The 18245-nt window shown below is 67.2% G+C and carries 19 protein-coding genes; 7 read left to right on the top strand and 12 right to left on the bottom strand.

The window, feature by feature from the left end; all coding sequences use genetic code 11:
- Position 1: 1 nt before the first annotated feature.
- The 12 genes from gspK to DSM104440_RS13045 form a co-directional block, all read right to left on the bottom strand.
- Complete coding sequence (gene gspK / locus DSM104440_RS13100) at positions 2-925, bottom strand: type II secretion system minor pseudopilin GspK (protein ID WP_171163341.1); 924 nt, start codon at positions 923-925, stop codon at positions 2-4.
- Positions 922-1527: a type II secretion system minor pseudopilin GspJ gene (gene gspJ / locus DSM104440_RS13095; RefSeq protein WP_171163339.1), complete on the bottom strand. Its 606-nt coding sequence runs from the start codon at positions 1525-1527 to the stop codon at positions 922-924. The genes gspK and gspJ overlap by 4 nt, the downstream gene beginning before the upstream one ends.
- Complete coding sequence (gspI, locus tag DSM104440_RS13090) at positions 1514-1867, bottom strand: type II secretion system minor pseudopilin GspI (RefSeq protein ID WP_171163337.1); 354 nt, start codon at positions 1865-1867, stop codon at positions 1514-1516. The genes gspJ and gspI overlap by 14 nt, the downstream gene beginning before the upstream one ends.
- Entirely contained in the window at positions 1864-2367 is a 504-nt protein-coding gene (locus DSM104440_RS13085) for a GspH/FimT family protein (protein ID WP_171163335.1), read from the bottom strand. Before DSM104440_RS13085 ends, gspI begins: the two co-directional genes overlap by 4 nt.
- Before the next feature lie 34 nt (positions 2368-2401).
- A complete protein-coding gene (gene gspG / locus DSM104440_RS13080; protein ID WP_171163333.1) occupies positions 2402-2821 on the bottom strand; it encodes a type II secretion system major pseudopilin GspG in 420 nt (139 codons plus the stop codon).
- Positions 2818-4032, bottom strand: coding sequence for a type II secretion system inner membrane protein GspF (gene gspF / locus DSM104440_RS13075; protein WP_171163331.1), 1215 nt, complete (start codon positions 4030-4032; stop codon positions 2818-2820). Before gspF ends, gspG begins: the two co-directional genes overlap by 4 nt.
- Before the next feature lie 4 nt (positions 4033-4036).
- On the bottom strand, positions 4037-4729 hold the full coding sequence (locus DSM104440_RS13070; protein ID WP_171163329.1) for a hypothetical protein: 693 nt from the start codon (positions 4727-4729) through the stop codon (positions 4037-4039).
- Between the two features lie 4 nt (positions 4730-4733).
- A complete protein-coding gene (gspE, locus tag DSM104440_RS13065) occupies positions 4734-6239 on the bottom strand; it encodes a type II secretion system ATPase GspE (RefSeq protein WP_171163328.1) in 1506 nt (501 codons plus the stop codon).
- Entirely contained in the window at positions 6236-8272 is a 2037-nt protein-coding gene (gspD, locus tag DSM104440_RS13060) for a type II secretion system secretin GspD (protein ID WP_171163326.1), read from the bottom strand. The genes gspE and gspD overlap by 4 nt, the downstream gene beginning before the upstream one ends.
- 150 nt (positions 8273-8422) lie before the next feature.
- Positions 8423-9232 carry a type II secretion system protein N gene (locus DSM104440_RS13055; protein WP_171163324.1) on the bottom strand — a complete coding sequence of 270 codons (810 nt, stop codon included), beginning with the start codon at positions 9230-9232 and terminating at the stop codon, positions 8423-8425.
- Between the two features lie 13 nt (positions 9233-9245).
- The gene (locus DSM104440_RS13050; RefSeq protein ID WP_171163322.1) at positions 9246-11078 is read right to left on the bottom strand and encodes an ABC transporter substrate-binding protein; all 1833 of its coding nucleotides are present in this window, start codon (positions 11076-11078) and stop codon (positions 9246-9248) included.
- The gene (locus DSM104440_RS13045; RefSeq protein ID WP_171163320.1) at positions 11078-11524 is read right to left on the bottom strand and encodes a YybH family protein; all 447 of its coding nucleotides are present in this window, start codon (positions 11522-11524) and stop codon (positions 11078-11080) included. Before DSM104440_RS13045 ends, DSM104440_RS13050 begins: the two co-directional genes overlap by 1 nt.
- Before the next feature lie 86 nt (positions 11525-11610).
- On the opposite strand from DSM104440_RS13045, the gene DSM104440_RS13040 reads away from it, so the two are divergent.
- The 7 genes from DSM104440_RS13040 (at position 11611) to DSM104440_RS13010 (ending at position 18201) form a co-directional block, all read left to right on the top strand.
- Entirely contained in the window at positions 11611-12102 is a 492-nt protein-coding gene (locus DSM104440_RS13040) for a (2Fe-2S)-binding protein (protein WP_171163318.1), read from the top strand.
- Positions 12103-12112: 10 nt separating this feature from the next.
- The gene (locus DSM104440_RS13035; protein ID WP_171163316.1) at positions 12113-14242 is read left to right on the top strand and encodes a xanthine dehydrogenase family protein molybdopterin-binding subunit; all 2130 of its coding nucleotides are present in this window, start codon (positions 12113-12115) and stop codon (positions 14240-14242) included.
- A gap of 127 nt (positions 14243-14369) precedes the next feature.
- Positions 14370-14540 carry a hypothetical protein gene (locus DSM104440_RS13030; protein WP_171163314.1) on the top strand — a complete coding sequence of 57 codons (171 nt, stop codon included), beginning with the start codon at positions 14370-14372 and terminating at the stop codon, positions 14538-14540.
- A 75-nt stretch (positions 14541-14615) separates the two neighbouring features.
- Positions 14616-15422, top strand: coding sequence for an alpha/beta hydrolase (locus DSM104440_RS13025; protein ID WP_212758066.1), 807 nt, complete (start codon positions 14616-14618; stop codon positions 15420-15422).
- A gap of 686 nt (positions 15423-16108) precedes the next feature.
- On the top strand, positions 16109-16582 hold the full coding sequence (locus tag DSM104440_RS13020; RefSeq protein ID WP_171163310.1) for a (2Fe-2S)-binding protein: 474 nt from the start codon (positions 16109-16111) through the stop codon (positions 16580-16582).
- A gap of 90 nt (positions 16583-16672) precedes the next feature.
- Positions 16673-17650: an XdhC family protein gene (locus DSM104440_RS13015; protein WP_171163308.1), complete on the top strand. Its 978-nt coding sequence runs from the start codon at positions 16673-16675 to the stop codon at positions 17648-17650.
- Positions 17647-18201, top strand: a complete 555-nt coding sequence (locus tag DSM104440_RS13010; protein WP_171163304.1) for a nucleotidyltransferase family protein — start codon at positions 17647-17649, stop codon at positions 18199-18201. The genes DSM104440_RS13015 and DSM104440_RS13010 overlap by 4 nt, the downstream gene beginning before the upstream one ends.
- Positions 18202-18245 lie beyond the last annotated feature (44 nt).

Raw genomic sequence — 18245 nt, 5'->3', positions numbered from 1 at the left:
TTCAGTAGAGGGGCCGGCGCCACACGATGACCGTTACTCCCGCGTTCTGCTCGCGCCGCAGGAGCGCTTCGGTGGCGAGCTGCACGTCGTCCTGGGCTACCTGCACACGCGCGCGGAAATGCGCACTCTTCACGTCGAGGTCGTTGGCCACGGTGGAGGCCGGCACGTTCTTCGCGCGCTCGCTGATCTCGGCTTTGGTGCGCATGGGCTTGCCGCGGCGCGATTCGACCAGCGCGGCGACCTGGGCGCGCGACAGATCGGGAAGGATCGCCGCGAGCACTTCGATCGGCGCGGTGTTCACGTTGACCGTCGTTACCGCGGGCAGTGCCGTCACGAAGGGCTTCAACTTCGCGACGTATGCGGGTGTGAAACCGCGGATGCGATGCAGCTCCTCGACCTGCGTCATCGGCTGGTTGGCCGCGCGATAGGGGCGGGCGAGGGCGAGGTAGAAGCCATCCTCCGCGCCAGCCACGCCCGAGAGGTCGGAGTCGGGGTCGATCCAGTCGAGGACCGCGAAGGCGAGGTCCGGCGGAATCTCGAGCGATTCGAGCAGGCGCCGCAGGATCGCGAGGTCGTTGTCGCTCTTCGTCGTGCCGCGCACGAGGTTGTTGAGATTGAATTTCGCCTGCTCGTCGACGATCTGTCCGGCGACCAGGGCGCGTTCCACGGGCAGTCCCGCGATCGGCTGCGCCCACGCTTCCTCGAGGCTGTCCACGCTGCCAGCGCTCTTCGCGTCCTGCGCGATCACCCCACGTGCCCAGTCGAGGCCCGCGCGCGCGTAGAGGTCGGCCTGCGCGCGGTTCGCGACGAGCGACGCCTGGTTCAACATCGCCGATTGCTGCGCGAGCATGTACGTGGCCGTCGAAGCCGCGATCGCGACGATGAGCAGCGCCGTCACCGCGGCCACGCCGCGCTGGTTCTTCACGAGACCCTCTGCAGGTCGACGAGGCGCACGATGCGCTCGCCGCTCGCGAGCTCGAGCGTCATCTCCACCGCCGCGGGCATGGTATCGGCGCTGCCGGGCAGGCCCCAGGTCGTGCGCCATTCGCCGCGCGGATCGAGGAAGCGGAAGGCCAGGGACTTTACGCCGGCGAGGATTTCGACCGCGAGAGGTTCCGAGCGCGGCGCCGCATCGACCGCGGGCCAGGCGAGGCGCTGGATGCGGCCATCGACGATGCGATAGGCGATGCGTTGAGGCGCGGCAAGCGCGTTCTCATTGAGCGCGGCGCCCGAGCGCGTCAGCGCGAGCCCGGGGTTGACGATCGTTCCCGCATCGACCGCGGAAGACACCGGTGCGCCGGGGCTGCCCGAGGCGCTCATCGCACGGCGGTTGAGCGCGGCATCGAGGTCACGCTCGAAGCGGCCCACGAAGAGCGCCACGTCGCGCCACTTGCGCGATCCCTTCGCGAGCGCCTCGCGGCTCTCGAGCAGCGCGTTGAGGCCGCGATAGGCGAATGCGGAGATCAGCGCGAAGAGCGCCAGCGCGACCAGCAGCTCGATGAGCGTGAAGCCCCTATTGCGTGACATAGGCCGTCAACTTGGTGAGCACGCGCCGCGGATCCTTCGCATCGGCGACGGAAACATCGACACGCCGCATGGTGGGATTCGCGGTATCGCTGACGACTTCCTCGACCACGAGCGCGAGGCCGCCTTGCTCGGCGGTGGATTGCGTGGTCGCGGGCGAGGGAAACAGACGGCGCGCGCGGATCTCCGCGATGCGGTTCTCCGCGGCCCATGTCGCGAGCAGCCGATGGCGCGTTTCGAGCGCGCCGTCGGTGGCGACTCCGGTGGCGCGCGTCGTGGCCGCGAGCGCCACGGCGAGGATCGCCAACGCGACCAGGATCTCGATGAGCGTGAAGCCCTTCACTTGCGCGCCTCGACCAGGCGCACGGCGCCGGCGGCATCGCCTTCGATCGCGCGCTCGATGCCGCGCACGGCGACGGTCATGCGGAAGGGGACACCGAATCCATCGGGCAGGAACACGATGCGATCGTTCGCCGCGAGCGGCTGGCCGTCGACCGCGAGCGACGTGACGGCAAGCCCCTCGCCCAGCCCACGTTCGCGCGTGATATCGGATTCCCAGCGGCGATCCGCCTGCAGGCGCCAGGACTTGAAGCGGGAATCCTCGACGGAGATCGCGACCGGACGCCCGCCGAACCATGCGTCGTCGCGCGCGCCTTCGATCGACATCGCGAGCAGGCCCGCCTCGCGGCGCGCGATTTCCTCGTCGCTCGGGAAGAGATTCACGGCCGCGAGTGCGACCACGGCGCCGGCGATGGCCACGACCACGAGCACTTCGAGGAGCGTGAACCCGGAAATAGAGGGGTCAGACCACTCTACTTTCGTCGGGCGGGGTGCGAGGTTCATGGGTTGCGCGTGAAAGTAGAGGGGTCTGACCCCTCTATTCCCAGCTGCCGATGTCGGCGTTGTTGCCTTCGCCACCGCGCGCGCGGTCGGCGCCGAAACTGAAGATGTCGATCTCGCCGCGCACGCCGGGATTCAGGTACTGGTAGTCGGTGCCCCACGGGTCCTTGGGCAGGCGCTCGAGGTAGCCGCCTTGCTTCCAGTTGGGCGGCACGGGATTCGAGGTCGGCTTCTGCACGAGCGCGACCAGGCCCTGGTCGGTGCCCGGATAGGCGCCGTTGTCGAGGCGATAGAGCTTGAGCGCCTGGCCGATGGCGGCGATGTCGGCCTTCGCGGCGACGCGCTTGGCTTCGTCGGGCCGGTCCATCACGCGGGGCACGACGATCGCGGCGAGAATCGCCAGGATCGCGACCACCACGAGCACTTCAATGAGCGTGAAACCGCGGGATCTCGTCATTTTCCGATGAGCTGGTTGAGCTGGAAGATGGGAAGCAGGATGGACATCACGATGAAGAGCACGATCGCGCCCATGAGCAGGATCATCGCCGGCTCGAAGATCGCGGCGAAGGCGGCGAGGCGGGTCGCAAGGTCGTTCTGCTGCGTGCGGGCGGCGCGTTCGAGCGATTCGTCGAGCTTGCCGCTCGCTTCGCCGCTCGCGATGAGATGCACCATCACCGGCGGGAAGGCTTGAGTCGCGCCGAGCGCGCGCGAGAGCGGCATGCCTTCGCGCACGCCGCGTGCGGCGGTGGCGAGCGCTTCGCGCATCGGTGTGAGCGTCATCACGCCCGTGCCGGCTTCCAGCGCCTGCAGGATGGGCACGCGGCTGCCGACGAGGATCGAGAGGGTTGCGGCGAGGCGCGCGCTGTCGAGCGAGCGCAGCAGCCGGCCGATGACGGGCAGGCGCCAGGCGAAGCGATGCACGGCGGCCCGTGGAGCCGGCCGGTCGAGCGCTACCTTCAATCCGATGCCGCCGGCGACGACGAGCGCAACCCACAGCATCCAGGTCGCGGAGAGGAAGCTCGAGAAGCCGATCAGCACGCGCGTGAGGATCGGCAACTGCTGGTGCGCATGCTGGAAGACCGTCACGACCTGCGGCACGACGTAAACGAGGAGTGCGCCGACCACGCCGAGCGCGACCACGAACACGATCGCCGGATAGACCAGTGCCAGCGCGAGCTTGCTGCGCATCTGCTGGCGGTCTTCGAGGTAATCGGCGAGGCGCAGGAGCACGCGCGGCAGTTGCCCGGATGTCTCGCCCGCGGCGACCAGCGTGCGGTAGAGCTCGGGGAAAACGCCGGGAAAATTGGCGAGTGCCTTGGCGATCGTGTTGCCGGCGAGCACTTCGCCGCGCAGCGCCGCGAGCACCTGGCGCATGCGTTCGTTCTCGGCCTGCTCGATCAACGCGTTGAAAGCCTGCTCGACGGTGAGGCTCGCTTCGAGCAGCGAGGCGAGCTGCCGCGTGAGCTGCGTGAGCTCGGTCGAGGAAAGCGAGACCGCGCGGAAACGGCTGCCACCGGCCGGATCGTTCGCGGCGATGACTTCGACGCGATACGGCGTGAGTCCCTGGTCGCGAAGCTGCGCGCGCGCCTGGCGAGCGCTATCGGCTTCGAGGACGCCCTTGTGGAGCTTTCCCTCGACGTTGTAGGCCTGGTAGCGGAAGCCGGGCATGGCGCTACTTCAGGAATCCGGCCGGCATGGCGGCCTCGAGGCGCTTCAGGTCCTCGGCACCGGTGCAGTAGGACGCCGCCGCCTCCGGCTTCGCGTACTTCGAATCGGGCTTGATCGCGAGGTCATAGCGCATCCACGCGAGGGCCTCGCGCGCTTGCGCCTGCATCTCCGGAAGGGCGAGCTTCGAGAAGCGGCTGGCGGCCCAGGCGCGATCGATCTCGCCCTTGCGCTTGGCATCGAGCGCCTCGCAAGCGCGCCCGCGCGCGAGGACGAGGGGAACGTAGCGCATTGCCATCTGGCGGGCCTGGTCGGCGGAAGGAGCCGGGCGAAGCGTTTTCGGCACGCCCTGGTGCACGCGCTGCCACGGGCACGCTTCCTTGGTCGTTTCGCGGTGGGACATGACGGCGTCCACGTCTTCCTTCGGAATCTTGCTCACGTCGTTGAGCAGCTCCGCGCGGCGTTTTCGGAGCGCGACCGCCTCGGGATCCGGGGCCATCGATCGGCGGCGGGCGTCGGCCTCGCGCGCGGCATCGCCCGCCATCGAGGCGATCAGGAATTCGATTCCGACGAGCATTCCGCGGCAGTCGGCGTCGGCGGCCTTCTTCTCGACGGCGACCAGTTCCGTGGCGGCGGGCGAGAGCGCTTGCACGGGAAGGACCGCGAGCAGGGCGAGCAAGGGAAGCCCGCGCGCTTTCACGGGGCTACACCCGGGTGACGCGCAGGACCTCGTCGAGCGAGGTCGCGCCTTCACGCACCCAGCGCATCCCGTCGTCGCGAAGCCGCGTCAGGCCCTGCTTCACCGCGTGGTCGCGAAGCTCGCGCTCGGCGGCGGTGTCGTGGATCAGGCGGCGAAGATCGTCATCGACCGTGAGCAACTCGTAGATGCCCGTGCGGCCCTTGTAGCCGGAGAAGTTGCACGCGGCGCAGCCCACGGGTGCATAGGTGCGCTCGTCACCCTCACCCCGACCCTCTCCCAAGGGAGAGGGAGACGGCGTCTTGCACGCGGGGCAGAGCTTGCGCACGAGGCGCTGCGCCAGCACGCCGTTGAGCGTGGAGGCGAGCAGGTACGGCTCGATGCCCATGTCGATCAGGCGCGTCACCGCACCCGGGGCGTCGTTCGTGTGGAGGGTCGCGAGGACCAGGTGGCCGGTGAGGGAAGCCTGCACCGCGATCTGCGCGGTCTCGAGGTCGCGGATCTCGCCGATCATCACCACGTCCGGGTCCTGGCGCAGGATCGCGCGCAGCGCCCGGGCGAACGTCATCTCGATGCGCGGATTGACCTGCGTCTGGCCCACGCCGTCGAGCTCGTATTCGACCGGATCCTCGACCGTCATGATGTTGCGGGTCTTGCGATCGAGGCGCGAGAGGGCGGCATAGAGCGTCGTGGTCTTGCCCGAGCCCGTGGGGCCGGTGACCAGCACGATGCCGTGCGGCTGCTCGATCAGCGCGTCGATCTCGGCGCGCGCCGCGGCATCCATGCCCAGCGCGTCGAGCGTGAGGCGGCCCGACTGCTTGTCGAGGAGGCGCAGCACCACGCGCTCGCCGTTGGCCGTGGGGATCGTGGAGACGCGGACATCGACCGGGCGGCCGGCGATGCGCAGCGTGATGCGGCCGTCCTGCGGCAGGCGCTTCTCGGCGATGTCCAGCGACGCCATGACCTTGATGCGCGAGACCATCGCCGGGTGCAGGCCGCGGCGGGGTTCCACCACGTCGCGCAGCGCGCCGTCGACGCGGAAGCGAACAAGGGCTCGTGATTCGAAGATTTCGAGGTGGATGTCGGAAGCGCCTTCGCGCATCGCCTGCGTGAGCAGCGCGTTGATGAGGCGAATGATCGGTGCGTCGTTCTCGGCTTCGAGGAGGTCCGCGACTTCAGGCAGCTGTTCGGTGAGCTTCGCGAGGTCGACGTTCTCGCCCATGTCCTCGACGATCGTCTCGGCCGCCCCGGGCTCGCGCGTGTAGGCGAGCGTCAGGCAGTGCTCGAACTCCTCGGGCGTGAGCAGCACTTCCTTGAGCGGCTTGCCGGCCATGCGGCGCACTTCGGAAAGCGTCGAGCCCTGCGGATACGGGCGCACCCAGACTTCCAGCGCGCCATTGGTGACGCGCGCGGCGATCACGCCCTTCGCCTTGGCGAAGGGGTAGGGGAGCAGACGGACCGTCGTCGGGTCGAGTTCCTGGGGATTCACGGTGCGCTCGAGCGGAGCCGTCATTTTCCCAGAACCTTGGCGTCTTCGATCGGCGGCAGCACTTTCGCCGGTTCCTCGGGCAGCAGGAAGTTGCGCGGCAGGACCATGTTCTGCTGCAGGTTCCGGATGTACTCGTAGCGGTCGGCCGTGAGCGAGGCGGAGGCCTTGTCGTCCTTGATCACCACGGGGCGCAGGAAAACCATCAGGTTGGTGCGCTTGCGGTTGCGCGACTCGTACTTGAAGAGCGTGCCGAGGTAGGGGATGTCGCCCAGGACCGGGACCTTGTCGATCGTCACGCCCTGGTCGTCCTGGATGAGGCCGCCGAGCACCGCGATCTGGTTGTGGTCCACCAGCACGGTCGATTCGAGCGAGCGCTTGTTGGTGATGATGTCGGCCGAGCGGATCAGCTGCGCATCGCGCGTGACGCTCGAGATCTCCTGGAAGATCTTCAGCTTCACGCCGCCGCCTTCGGAGACCTGCGGGGTCACGCGCAGCGTGATGCCGATGTCCTTGCGCTCGATCGTCTGGAACGGGTTGGTGGCACTCCCCGAGGTCGGCGTGTAGCTGCCGGTGATGAAGGGCACGTTCTGGCCGACGACGATCCGGGCTTCCTCGTTGTCGAGGGTCAGCATGTTGGGCGTCGAAAGCACGTTGGCGCCCGAATCGGCTTCCAGCGCGCGGGCGAGCACCTGCAGGTTCAGGATCTCGATGTCGGTGCCGGGAATGCGCAGCGTGCCGTCGATGAGACCGAGGTTGAGGCCGCCGCCGAGCAGGCGCGGATCGGTCGCGGCGCTGATGATGTTGCTGCCCACGCCGCCCGTCGAGAAGTTGGTGCCGGCGAAGGCCGAGCGCCCGTCGCCCACGTTCTTGCCGCCGGCCCACTGCACGCCAAGCTCCTGGGCCTTGCCCGTGGAGATTTCGACGATCAGCGCTTCGATGTAGACCTGCGCGCGGCGCGTGTCGAGCTTGTCGATCACGGCTCGCAGCGAACGGTAAACCGGCTCGGGCGCGGTGATGATGATCGAGTTGGTCGGCGGGTAGGCCTGGATGACCGAGCTGGGATTCGAGACGGGCTGCGAAGTCGAGGTCGAAGAAGACGTCGTGTTCGTGTTGGCGCCGCTATTGGAGGCCGTGGTCGCGCTTGTGGACGCGGGCTGCGCGCCGCGCGCGGCATCGGCGCCCTGGAGCAGGCCGCGCAACGTCTCGGCGATGCGCGTCGCTTCGGCATTGCGGAGATACACCACGTAGATGTTGCCGCTTGCCGCACCGGCGGTATCGAGGCCCACTGCGAGCGCCTTCACCCGGTTCATGAGCGCGGGGCTGTCGGCGCGCACGATCAGGCTGTTGGTGCGCTGGTCGAGCGCGATCGCGACCTTGGGCGCCGCACCCGGGGCGTTGGCCGGCGCGTTGGTCTCGGGCACGACCTTCTGCAGGGTCTGGATGATGTCGATCGCCGAGGCGTTCTGCAGGCGGATGATCTGCACGTCGCCGCCCGAGGGCAGGTCGATGGAGGCGATGATCCGCTGGATGCGCCGGACGTTCTCCGCGTAATCGGTGATGACGATCGCGTTGTTGTTCGGATACGCGGCGATGAAGTTGTTGGCCGTCACGAGGGGCCGCAGCACGGGGACGAGCTGCACGGCCGACTCGTTCTGCAGCAGGAAGACCTGCGTGACGATGCGATCGCCCGGGACCTTCAGCGCCGCTTCGCCCGTGGGGCTGGAGCTCGTCTTCGCCTCGGCTTCGGGAACGATCTTCACGAAGCCATCGCCCTCGACCGCGGCGTAGCCCTGCACGCGCAGCGTCGAGAGAAGGATCGTGTAGAGCATGTCCTTCGAGACCGGCTTGTCGGACACGATGTTCACCGTGCCGGTGACGCGCGGATCGAGGATGAAATTCTTGCCGGTGTGCTGGCCGACGGTCTTGATGACCGACTGGATATCCGCGTTCACGAAATTGAGCGTGATCTTCTCTTCCTCGGCGGCCAGCGCAAGGAAGGAAAGGGCCGTCAGGGCGGCCGCGAAAAAGGCTGCGGGAAAACCTAGAAACCTTGTCACGTTATCGGGCTTTGGCGTTGATTTATCGGGCATTTTGCTCTCAATCCCGATTTTATGACAGGGGGACTACAGATTCATGAAAAAGGGGACAGTCCCCATTTTCAAAAAGGGGACTGTCCCCTTTTCGGAAAAGGGGTCTGTCCCCTTTTTTCACGGCTGGATGGCGTAGCTCAGCTGGACGGTGAGGGAGCCGCGCTGGACCTCGGCCTCGACCATCGAAAGGGTGCCGAACTGGGTGTACAGGCGGGCGAGGTCGCCGGTGGAGGCGACCGGCTGGCCGTTGAGCTTCTTGATCACGTCGCCGGGCTGGAGACCGAGCTTCTGGGCGAGGCTGCCGGCGGGCGCGGCGTCCATCCGGACCCCGCCGCCGGGGGCGACGCCGATGCGGCCGAGGTAATTGAGCTGGTTCGGGTCGCGCAGGGCATCGTCGAGCTCCTTGCGGGACAGCGAATAGTTGTTGTTGCTCGAGCGCGCGACGTTCAGGCGGAAGTTCGAGGCCGAGCGCGCGCCCGGCGCCGTGGGGGATGCGGCCGACATGCGCTTCTCGAGGTCGATGCGCTCGCGCACGCCGCCGCGGGAGACGACCACCGATTCGGGCAGCACTTCGACGAGCTTCACGCCCGGTTGCACTTCGCCGTCGAGTTTCACGGCGACATCGCGTCCCGTGCCAATGCCGAAGATGGCGCCAGCCGTGGTTCCCGGCGTGGGGGCGACCACGCCCTTCAACCGCAGGCCGGAGGCCGAGCCTTGCGTGGGGCGATCGCTCGCCGAACCGCCGAAGAGGCGGGCCGCCAGGGCGAGGTCCGCGCCGCCTTCGGCCGGCCCTTCGGACACCAAGACGCGCGGCGCGAAGAAGACCCACGTCCAGTGCGCGAGCTGCCAGGCGAGCACGAGCACCAGCGCCGCGATGAGCAGCTTCGCGAGGCGGGAGGTCGGGATGTTCGCGGTGGCAGTGGCCATGGCCGCCATTATTTCACCGCTTGGCGAGCCGCTCGAGGTCGATGTCCAGGTATTTCCACGGCTCGTGCGAGAACGGATGCTTCTTGTAGCCCGTGACCCAGGGTGCGACCAGGATGCTGCGGGCCTTGTAGGTCTCGACCATCCAGGGCACGTAGACATTCACCAGCTTCACCATCCTCGTCATGAGCGCGTTGCGCTCCGGGCCGTCGGGCATGCGCTTGATGCGTTCGTAGAGCGCGTTGTACTCGGGGTGGTCGAACCTCGCGTAGTTGGTCTGGCCGATCGAGCCGCCCCAGAGCAGCTGCAGGAAATTCTCGCCGTCGGGAAAGTCCGCGATCCACCCGTAGCTGAACGACTGCAGGCGGCCGAACTGCGCCTGCTTGCGAAGCTGCGGGAGGCGCTCGACCGTGTTGAAGGTCACGCGGATGCCGATGTCGTCCATCGACTTCTTCCACAGCTCGTTGCGTTGGCGTTCGCGCAGGTTCGGCTCGGAGGCGTGGTCGAAGGTGAGCGGCGAGCCGTCGGGATTCTCGCGGTAGCCGTCGCCGTCGCGGTCGACGTAGCCGAACATGTCGAGTAGCGCCTTGGCCTTCGCCGGGTTGTACTCGAGGGTCGGGCTCACGAACGCCGGGTCGTGGCCGCTCACCGCGGGATGGATCATCGAGTAGCCGCGCGTGGACTGCTTCTTGTCGAGGATCGAGATCTGCTCGTCGATGCGCCAGCCGTGCACGATCGCGCGGCGCAGCGCGACCTTCTCGGGCGTGAAGCCGCCGAGCGAGTTGGGCCTGCCTTCGATCTGTTCCTGGGTATTGAACGTGGTGTACGTGATGTACGCGATCTCGTCGGGCATGACCTGGTAGCCCTTCTTCGCGAGATTGGGCGCGAGCTTGCCGCCGGGGACGGCGAGGTTGGCGAACTCCTCGGGGATCGGGCGGACGTACTCGGTCTCGCCGTTGAGGAACGCGAGCCAGCGCGGCTGCGCTTCGTCGACCACGTTGATCTCGATGCGCCCCGCGATCGGCAGCTTCTTTCCCTGCAGGCGCGCGTGGATCGCGCGGCTCACGGCATCAGGGCCGGGATCGCCGGAGAAGATTTCTTCGCGGTAGTTGGGGTTGGCCTCGAGCACCACCCGCGAGCCGCGCGTCCACGCCGTGATCTGGTAGGGCCCCGTGCCCACCGGATGGAAGCCGATGTCGTCGCCATATTTCTCGGCCACCTCGCGCGCGAGCGCGGAGGTCGCGGGCATGGCGAGCACGTACGGGAACGAGTAATCCGGTTGCGTGAGCTTGATGCGAATCGTGTAGCGGTCGAGCGCCTGCAGGCCCTCGATGGGCGCGTCGAAATCGAACTTGCCGGATTTTTTCGCAGCCTCCATCGCGGCGGTGGCGCCCTTGATCTTGCCGTCGACGAGGAACAGCCACTTGCTGCGCAGCTTCGGGTCGAGCAGGCGCTTGATCGAGAAGACGTAGTCCTGCGCCGTGAGCTCGCGCGGCTTGCCGTTGAACACCGCGTGCGGCGCGAAGAGGATGCCCGGCCGGATGCGCAGCGTGTACGTGGCACCTTCGTCGCTCACCTCGGGAAGCGCCGCGGTATTGCCGATCAGCTTCGAGGGCCGCGCGAGGAAATCGTAGGCGAGCATCGGATCGAAGATCGCGTGGGCGATCGAGCCCGAGGCCTCATCCGATTCCGCCTGCGGATCGATGGAGGTTTCCGCGCTCGACCAGGCGACGCGGATCACCTTCTTCGGATCGGCGGCATGCGCAGGAACGGCGAAGAAAAGCAGACCCACGGCAAGGGTCCGCAGATGAACGCCGATGAACGCAGATACAGCCGCGAACGCGGGCATCAGTGCAGCGTGTGCGGCTCGGGCGGCGGCTCTTCGACGACCGGCTGGCCGTCGGAGGAGGGCGAGGCGTGGTGCAGCGTCATGCGCCAGCCTTCTTCGGTGAGCACGTAGACGTTGGTCGCGGAAACGGGCGGCGATGCCGATTGCTCGCCGGGCGCGGAGAGCAGTTCCACCACCGAGTGCACGGCGATCGTCTGTCCCTGGTACTGGCGCGCCTCGACCGTGCGAACGCGAAGCTGCATGCCGGAGGCGAAGATCTGCGTCCAGCTGTCGCGCACGGCATCGAACCCGAGCAGGCGCGGTCCCTGCGGATGCACGCAGACCACGTCATCGCCTTCGGCCCACACGGCCATCATGGCCGCGAGGTCGCCGCGCTCGAACGCGTCGTAGAACGCGGCTTCGGCGTCGTCGGGCGTGGGGAAAAGATTGGATTTGCGGCGCGGCATCGGGCGTGCAACAAGCTGTCACGAAGTGGCCGAATGATAGCTTATAGTTTCCGCATCCCCCTCCCAGCACACTGCCAGGAACCGCCATGAGCAAGTTCTTCATCAACGGTGATCGCGTTGACTTCCAGGGCGCGCCCGACACCCCCCTTCTCTGGGTCCTGCGCGACAGCTACGACCTCACGGGAACCAAGTTCGGCTGCGGCATGGCGCTGTGCGGCGCTTGCACGGTCCACGTCAACGGCGAGGCGACGCGCTCATGCGTCACGCCCGTCTCGACGCTCGAGGGCAAGCGCGTCACCACCATCGAGGGATTGCCGGCGACGGCCGTCGTGAAGGCGGTGAATGCCGCCTGGGTGGACAAGGACGTGGTGCAGTGCGGGTACTGCCAGCCCGGCCAGGTCATGGCGGCTACGGCTTTGCTCTCCAAGAACCCGAAGCCCAGCGACGCCGACATCGATGCGGCGATGAGCGGCAACATCTGCCGCTGTGCCACCTACCAGCGCGTGAAGGAGGCCATCAAGTCCGCCTCCGCCACGCTCGGCCCCGCGCGTCCCGCGGCTGCGCCGAAGAAAGCCTGAGGAGAGAGCGATGAAGATCTCCCGCCGGCAATTCCTCTCGTCGTCCTCCGCGCTCGTCATCGGGTTTTACCTGCCGTTCCTCGGCGGCCGCCTCGCGAATGCGCAGGCGCCGCAACCGAAGAAGGTCTTTCCGCCGAACGCCTTCCTGCGCATCGCCAAGGACAACACCGTCACGATCCAGATCAAGCACCTCGAGTTCGGCCAGGGCGTGCAGACGTCGCTGCCGATGCTCATCGCCGAGGAGCTCGAGTGCGACTGGTCGAAGGTGAAGACCGAGCTCGCACCGGCCGCCGCCGTCTACGGCAACATCTCGTGGGGCGGCATGCAGGGCACGGGCGGCTCCTCGAGCGTGTCGAACTCCTGGGAGCAGCTTCGCACCGTCGGCGCCCAGGCGCGCACGATGCTCATCCAGGCTGCGGCCGATGCGTGGAAGGTGAAGCCCGCCGACTGCCGCGCCGAGAAGGGTTTCATCGTCGGTCCCGGCGGCAAGCGCGCGCCGTTCGGCCAGTTCGCGGAAGCCGCGATGAATCTCCCCTTGCCGGAAGTGAAGCTCAAGGATCCGAAGGACTTCAAGCTCATCGGCAAGCCCGTGAAGCGGCTCGATTCGGCCGACAAGGTCGCGGGCAAGACGATCTTCGGCATGGACGTGAAGCGCCCCGGCCTGCTCACCGCGGTCGTTGCGCACCCGCCCGTGTTCGGCGCGCGCGTGAAATCGCTCAATGCGGACAAGGTGTCGCGCTCGATCGGCATCACGCACGTGGTGCAGATCACCAACGGTGTTGCCGTCGTCGGCAAGGGCTACTGGCCGGCGAAGAACGGGCGCGACCAGCTTGACGTCACCTGGGATGGCGGCGCGAAGACTTCGACGGAGGATCTCCTCGCCGAGTATCGCGAGCTCGCGAAGAAACCCGGCCTGTCCGCGAAGAAGGCCGCGAACCCCGAGGCGATCAAGGGCGCCACGCAGACCATCAGCCGCGAGTACGTGTTCCCGTTCCTCGCGCACGCGCCGATGGAGCCGCTCAACTGCACGGTGGAGATCAAGGGCGAGAACGCCGAGCTCTGGGTGGGCTCGCAATTCCAGACGATGGATCACCTGGCTGCGGCGAAGACGCTGGGGCTCAAGCCCGAGAACGTGAAGCTCAACACCACGTATGCGGGCGGCGGCTTCGGCCGGCGCGCGAACCCGGCGTCCGATTACATCGTCGAAGCGTGCGAGATCGCGAAGGAAGTGAAGGTGCCGGTGAAAGTGGTGTGGAGCCGCGAGGACGACATCCGCGGCGGCTACTACCGGCCGATGTACCTGCACAAGGTCGATGTGGGTCTCGATGCGAGCGGCAAGATCGTCGGCTGGAATCACGTGATCGTCGGCCAGTCGATCCTCGGCGGCACCGCGTTCGAAGCGTTCCTCGTGAAGGATGGCGTCGACAGCACCAGCGTGGAGGGCGTTTCCGACACGCACTACGACATCCCGAACCTCGATGTCTCGCTCCACACGACCAAGAGCGCGGTGCCGTCGCTGTGGTGGCGCTCGGTGGGCCACACGCACACCGCGTTCGTGATGGAGACGATGATCGACGAGATCGCCGCGGCCACGAAGAAGGATCCGGTCGCGTTGCGCCGCGAGTTGCTCGCGAAGAATCCGCGCTTCCTGAAGGTCCTGGAGCTCGCTGCGGAAAAGGGCGCGTGGGGTTCAGCCCCGCCTGCGGGGCGTGCGAAGGGCTTCGCCATCCACGAGGCCTTCGGCACCGTGGTGGCGCAGGTGGCCGAGGTTTCGCTCGAAGGCGGTGCGCCCAAGGTCCACAAGGTGACGGCGGCGATGGACTGCGGGCTCGTCGTGAACCCGCTCACCGTCGAAGCGCAGGTGCAAAGCGCGATCGGCTTCGGGCTCTCGGCCGCGCTCATGAGCGAGCTCACGCTGAAGGATGGCGCGGTCCAGCAATCGAACTTCCACGACTACCAGGTGTTGCGAATGAGCGACATGCCGCAGGTCTCCGTACACCTGGTGGCAGGGGGCGAGAAGCCCACGGGCGTGGGCGAACCGGGCACGCCGCCGATCGCGCCGGCCGTGGCCAATGCGCTGGGGACGCTCACCGGAAGGCGAGCGCAGGTGTTGCCGCTGACCAAGACGAAGTGGATCTAGGAACCGCGTGCATGATCGGTCTGTTCCAGTGAGTGACAACGCTTGAATTCGGGCAAAGTGATGGCATGTGCCTTGCGTGTGAGAACTACGGAAGAGGTCCGTAGTCCTAGCGGTAGGAGGCACGGCAATGCAGACGAGATTCACGGGCAGCAACTGGCAGCGAGTCCGCAGGCTTTTCGCCAATCCGGCGTTCGAGGCGGTGTTGGTGGTGGCGGTGGTGTCGCTCGCCGTATGGACGATGTTCAATTCCGATGCGATCTACCGCGGGCCGCACGTCCCGCTCCTGTGGCACAAGTAAGGGAACGACAGACCTGATATGACGCCGGCAGCAGACAACACGATTCGCGGAGGGCGGCCCCGGGCCGCCCTCCGCATGTTGGGGCTGGCCTTCCTCGTGGCCGTGGCGGGCGGCTGCGCGTACCTGTCGGAAAAGCAGGGCGAGCTCATCTTCCGTCCCACGGCCGATGTCTGGCGTGGCTACGATGCGGCGGCCGCCCGCTCGATCGACGAACACTGGATTCCCGTCGGCGCGAACGGCGACAAGCTCCACGCCTGGTGGGCGCCGTCCGAGCAGCCGAAAGCGCCCGTCCTCCTCTACCTGCATGGCGCGCGCTGGAACCTCTCGGGCAGCATCACGCGCGTCGAACGCTGGAGGAAGCTCGGCTTCTCCGTGCTCGCGATCGACTATCGGGGCTTCGGCAAGAGCTCGCCGGTGTCGCCGACCGAACAGTTGTCCTATGAGGACGCCCAGGCGGCCTGGGAGTACCTCGCGAAGATCGCACCCGACCGCAAGCGCTACGTCGCCGGCCATTCGCTCGGTGGGGCCATCGCTGCGGATCTCGCGCGGCGCAGCGACGATTGCTCGGGCGTCGTGCTCGAAGCCACGTTCACCTCGATCCGCGAGATGGTCGCGCGGTCTGCATGGAGTTACATCCCGGTCGGCCTGATCCTCACGCAGGAGTTCGACACGCTCTCCAAGATCGGCGACATCCGCGCGCCGATCCTCATCACCCACGGCACCAACGACGGCATCGTTCCGGTGGACATGGGCGAGAAACTCTACGAAGCCGCCAAGTCCCCCAAGCGCTTCATCAAGGTTGAAGGTGGCAACCACCACAACCTCTCCTCGGTCGCCTTCGACGACTACCGCAAGGCGCTCAAGGAGCTGTTCGCTCTCTAGGGCCCCGCTGTCATCCTGAGGGCTTCCGCAGGAGCCCGAAGGACCTGCTTTTCCCCCCGCGACCTCCGCCATCGATGGGTGTGGGTCGAACCGGGGGACCTTGCTACGTCGGGAAGAGGATCGATCTCGCTACTTCATATGTCGCTCGAGATTCCTCGCGCACCGCCGTTCTGCAGCGACAGGTGACACCCCCTCTCGACCCACACCCATCGCTGTCGAAGGTCGCGGGTGGGTTGTGGCGCAACGGCTGCGATGATCGTCGGTAGATAATTTGACGCGGCAGGCGGTGGCTGGTGCCGCCCTCGTCGATGAATGACCGCCGACATGACTGGCACGCACTCCCAACATTCAATCAGCGCCGCCCCGCTGTTGGAAACACCTCGATGGTTCCGGCGCTGAGCCAACGACGAAGGGTTGATCACGAGAGGCCCCCCACCGCTCGCTGCAGGATCGCCCGTGCGCCAGGAATTTCGAGCGCAAGTTTGGGTAGCGAGATCGGCGGCGTTTGCTGGAGAGGTTGGGGCCGGGTCGGGATCAACCCTTTGTCGATGGCCCCGTGTCCGCGAAGGTCCCGGGGCATCCTGTCCCCCGGTTTCCGCATTTCGTCGCACGCCCGTTGAGGGCATCCCCGCCCGGTCCTAGGGTGACTCTGGGGCAGTACAACCAGGGACCACCAAGGAGGGGACATGGCCGTGCGCAAGATCACGCTGACCGTCAACGGAAAGCCGCGTGAATTCGAGGGAGATCCGGAACAGCCACTGCTTTGGTACCTGCGTGACGGCCTTTACCTGACGGGGACCAAGTACGCCTGCGGCGCCGGGTCGTGCGGCGCCTGCACGGTCCACATCGAGGGCGAGGCCGTGCGCTCCTGCACGCTGGCCATGAAGTTGATCGCGGGCCAGTCCGTGGTCACGATCGAAGGCCTCGCCACCGGCACGCGGCTGCATCCCGTCCAGCAGGCGTGGATCGAGGAAGACGTCGCCCAGTGCGGCTACTGCCAGACCGGGCAGATCATGGCGGCGGTCGCGCTCCTGCGGCGCGTGGCCAAGCCCACGGACGCCGACATCGCTTCGTTCATGAACCTGTGTCGCTGCGGCACCTATCCGCGCGCGCGCCGCGCGATCTTCAAGGCCGCGAAACGAATGGGAATCGCCGCCTGACCACCAATGGGGACAGACCCCATTGGTGAGTTGTAACCTGTATGACAGACCTCCAATGGGGTCTGTCCCCATTGGTCATATACTTTCTGGATGCAAAGCCTCGATCTCGACGTCCTCGAGCGCGCCCTGGAGTGGAAGGCGGGCGGTCACCGCGTCTGGCTGGTGACGGTCGCGCAGACTTTCGGCGCGAGCCCGCGGCCGCCCGGATCGCTGCTCGCGGTTCGCGACGACGGCATCCTCGTTGGATCCGTCTCCGGCGGCTGCATCGAGGACGACCTCATTTCACGGCGCGATTCGTTCACGGGCAGGAAGCCCCTGTTCGAGTCCTACGGGATCACGAGCGAGGAAGCGCGCCGATTCGGATTGCCCTGCGGCGGGCAGCTCGAAGTGATCATCGAGCCGGAAGTGCCTTCGGATGATTTGCGCGCGCTGCTCGATCACATCGCGAGCGGCCGCATCATCGGGCGCAGCGTGGACCTCGCAACCGGCGCGTGGAGCTTCGCGCCCGCGCAACCGGCGCAGGAATGCGAGCGCACGCCCGAGCGGTTCACGAGCGTCCATGGCCCGCGCTGGCGGATGCTCATCATCGGCGCCTCGGAGATCGCGATCTATCTCGCGCAGGTCGCCGAGACGCTCGACTTCAAGGTTTCCGTGTGCGATCCGCGCGAGGAATATCGCAGCGCCTGGCGTGTCGCGGGCACGCAGTGGGTCGACGGCATGCCCGACGATGCCGTCGTCGCCTTCAAGCCCGATGGCCACACGGTGGTCCTCACGGTGTCGCACGATCCCAAGCTCGACGACATGGCGTTGCTCGAAGCCCTGAAGAGCGAGGCGTTCTACGTGGGCTCGGTCGGCTCGAAGCAGACCAGCGCGGAACGGCGCAAGCGCCTCGCGGATTTCGAGCTCACCGCGGCGCAGATCGCGCGGCTGCGCGGGCCTGTCGGCTTGTCGATCGGCTCACGCACGCCGCCTGAAATCGCGGTCGCGATCCTGGCCGACCTGGTGGCCGCGCGCAACCACATCGTGCTGGAGAAAGTGGAGCGCGACGAGCGGCGCAAGCGCGCTTGATCCGCGGCATCCTCCTCGCCGGCGGCGCTTCCACGCGCTTCGGCTCCCCCAAGCTCCTCCATCCCTACGCCGACGGTCTCGCGCTCGGCGCCTACACCGCGCGCAAGGTGATCGCCGGCGTGGGCAATGCGCTCGCGGTCGTGCGCGCGGGCGACGATGAGCTCGCCGCGCAACTTCGCGCCTCGGGTTGTGAAGTGGTCGTGAGCGAGCGTTCGCGCGAGGGCATGGGTGCCAGCCTGGCCGCGGGCGTCGGCGCGACGCGCGACGCGTCGGGCTGGATCGTGGCGCTCGCCGACATGCCGCGCATCGAGCTCGCGACCTACGGCGCGATCACGCAGGCGCTGCAGGGCGGTGCGCGGCTGGTCGTGCCCGTGACACGCGACGCCGGCGAGCGCGGCCACCCCGTGGGGTTCAGCGCAGCGTATGGCGAGGAGCTTTGCGCGTTGCAAGGCGACGAGGGCGCTCGTTCGATCCTCTCGCGCCACGCGAGCGACGTGCTGGCGATTCCCGTCGACGACTCGGGCATCCTGTTCGATATCGACCGGCCGTAGGACTCCGCTGATTACACGCGCCGCACCGGGGTGCGAGCCTTGCG

The sequence above is a fragment of the Usitatibacter palustris genome, assembly GCF_013003985.1.
Classification (GTDB): Bacteria; Pseudomonadota; Gammaproteobacteria; order Burkholderiales; family Usitatibacteraceae; genus Usitatibacter; species Usitatibacter palustris.
This window is presented reverse-complemented; position numbering and strand designations above follow the sequence as displayed.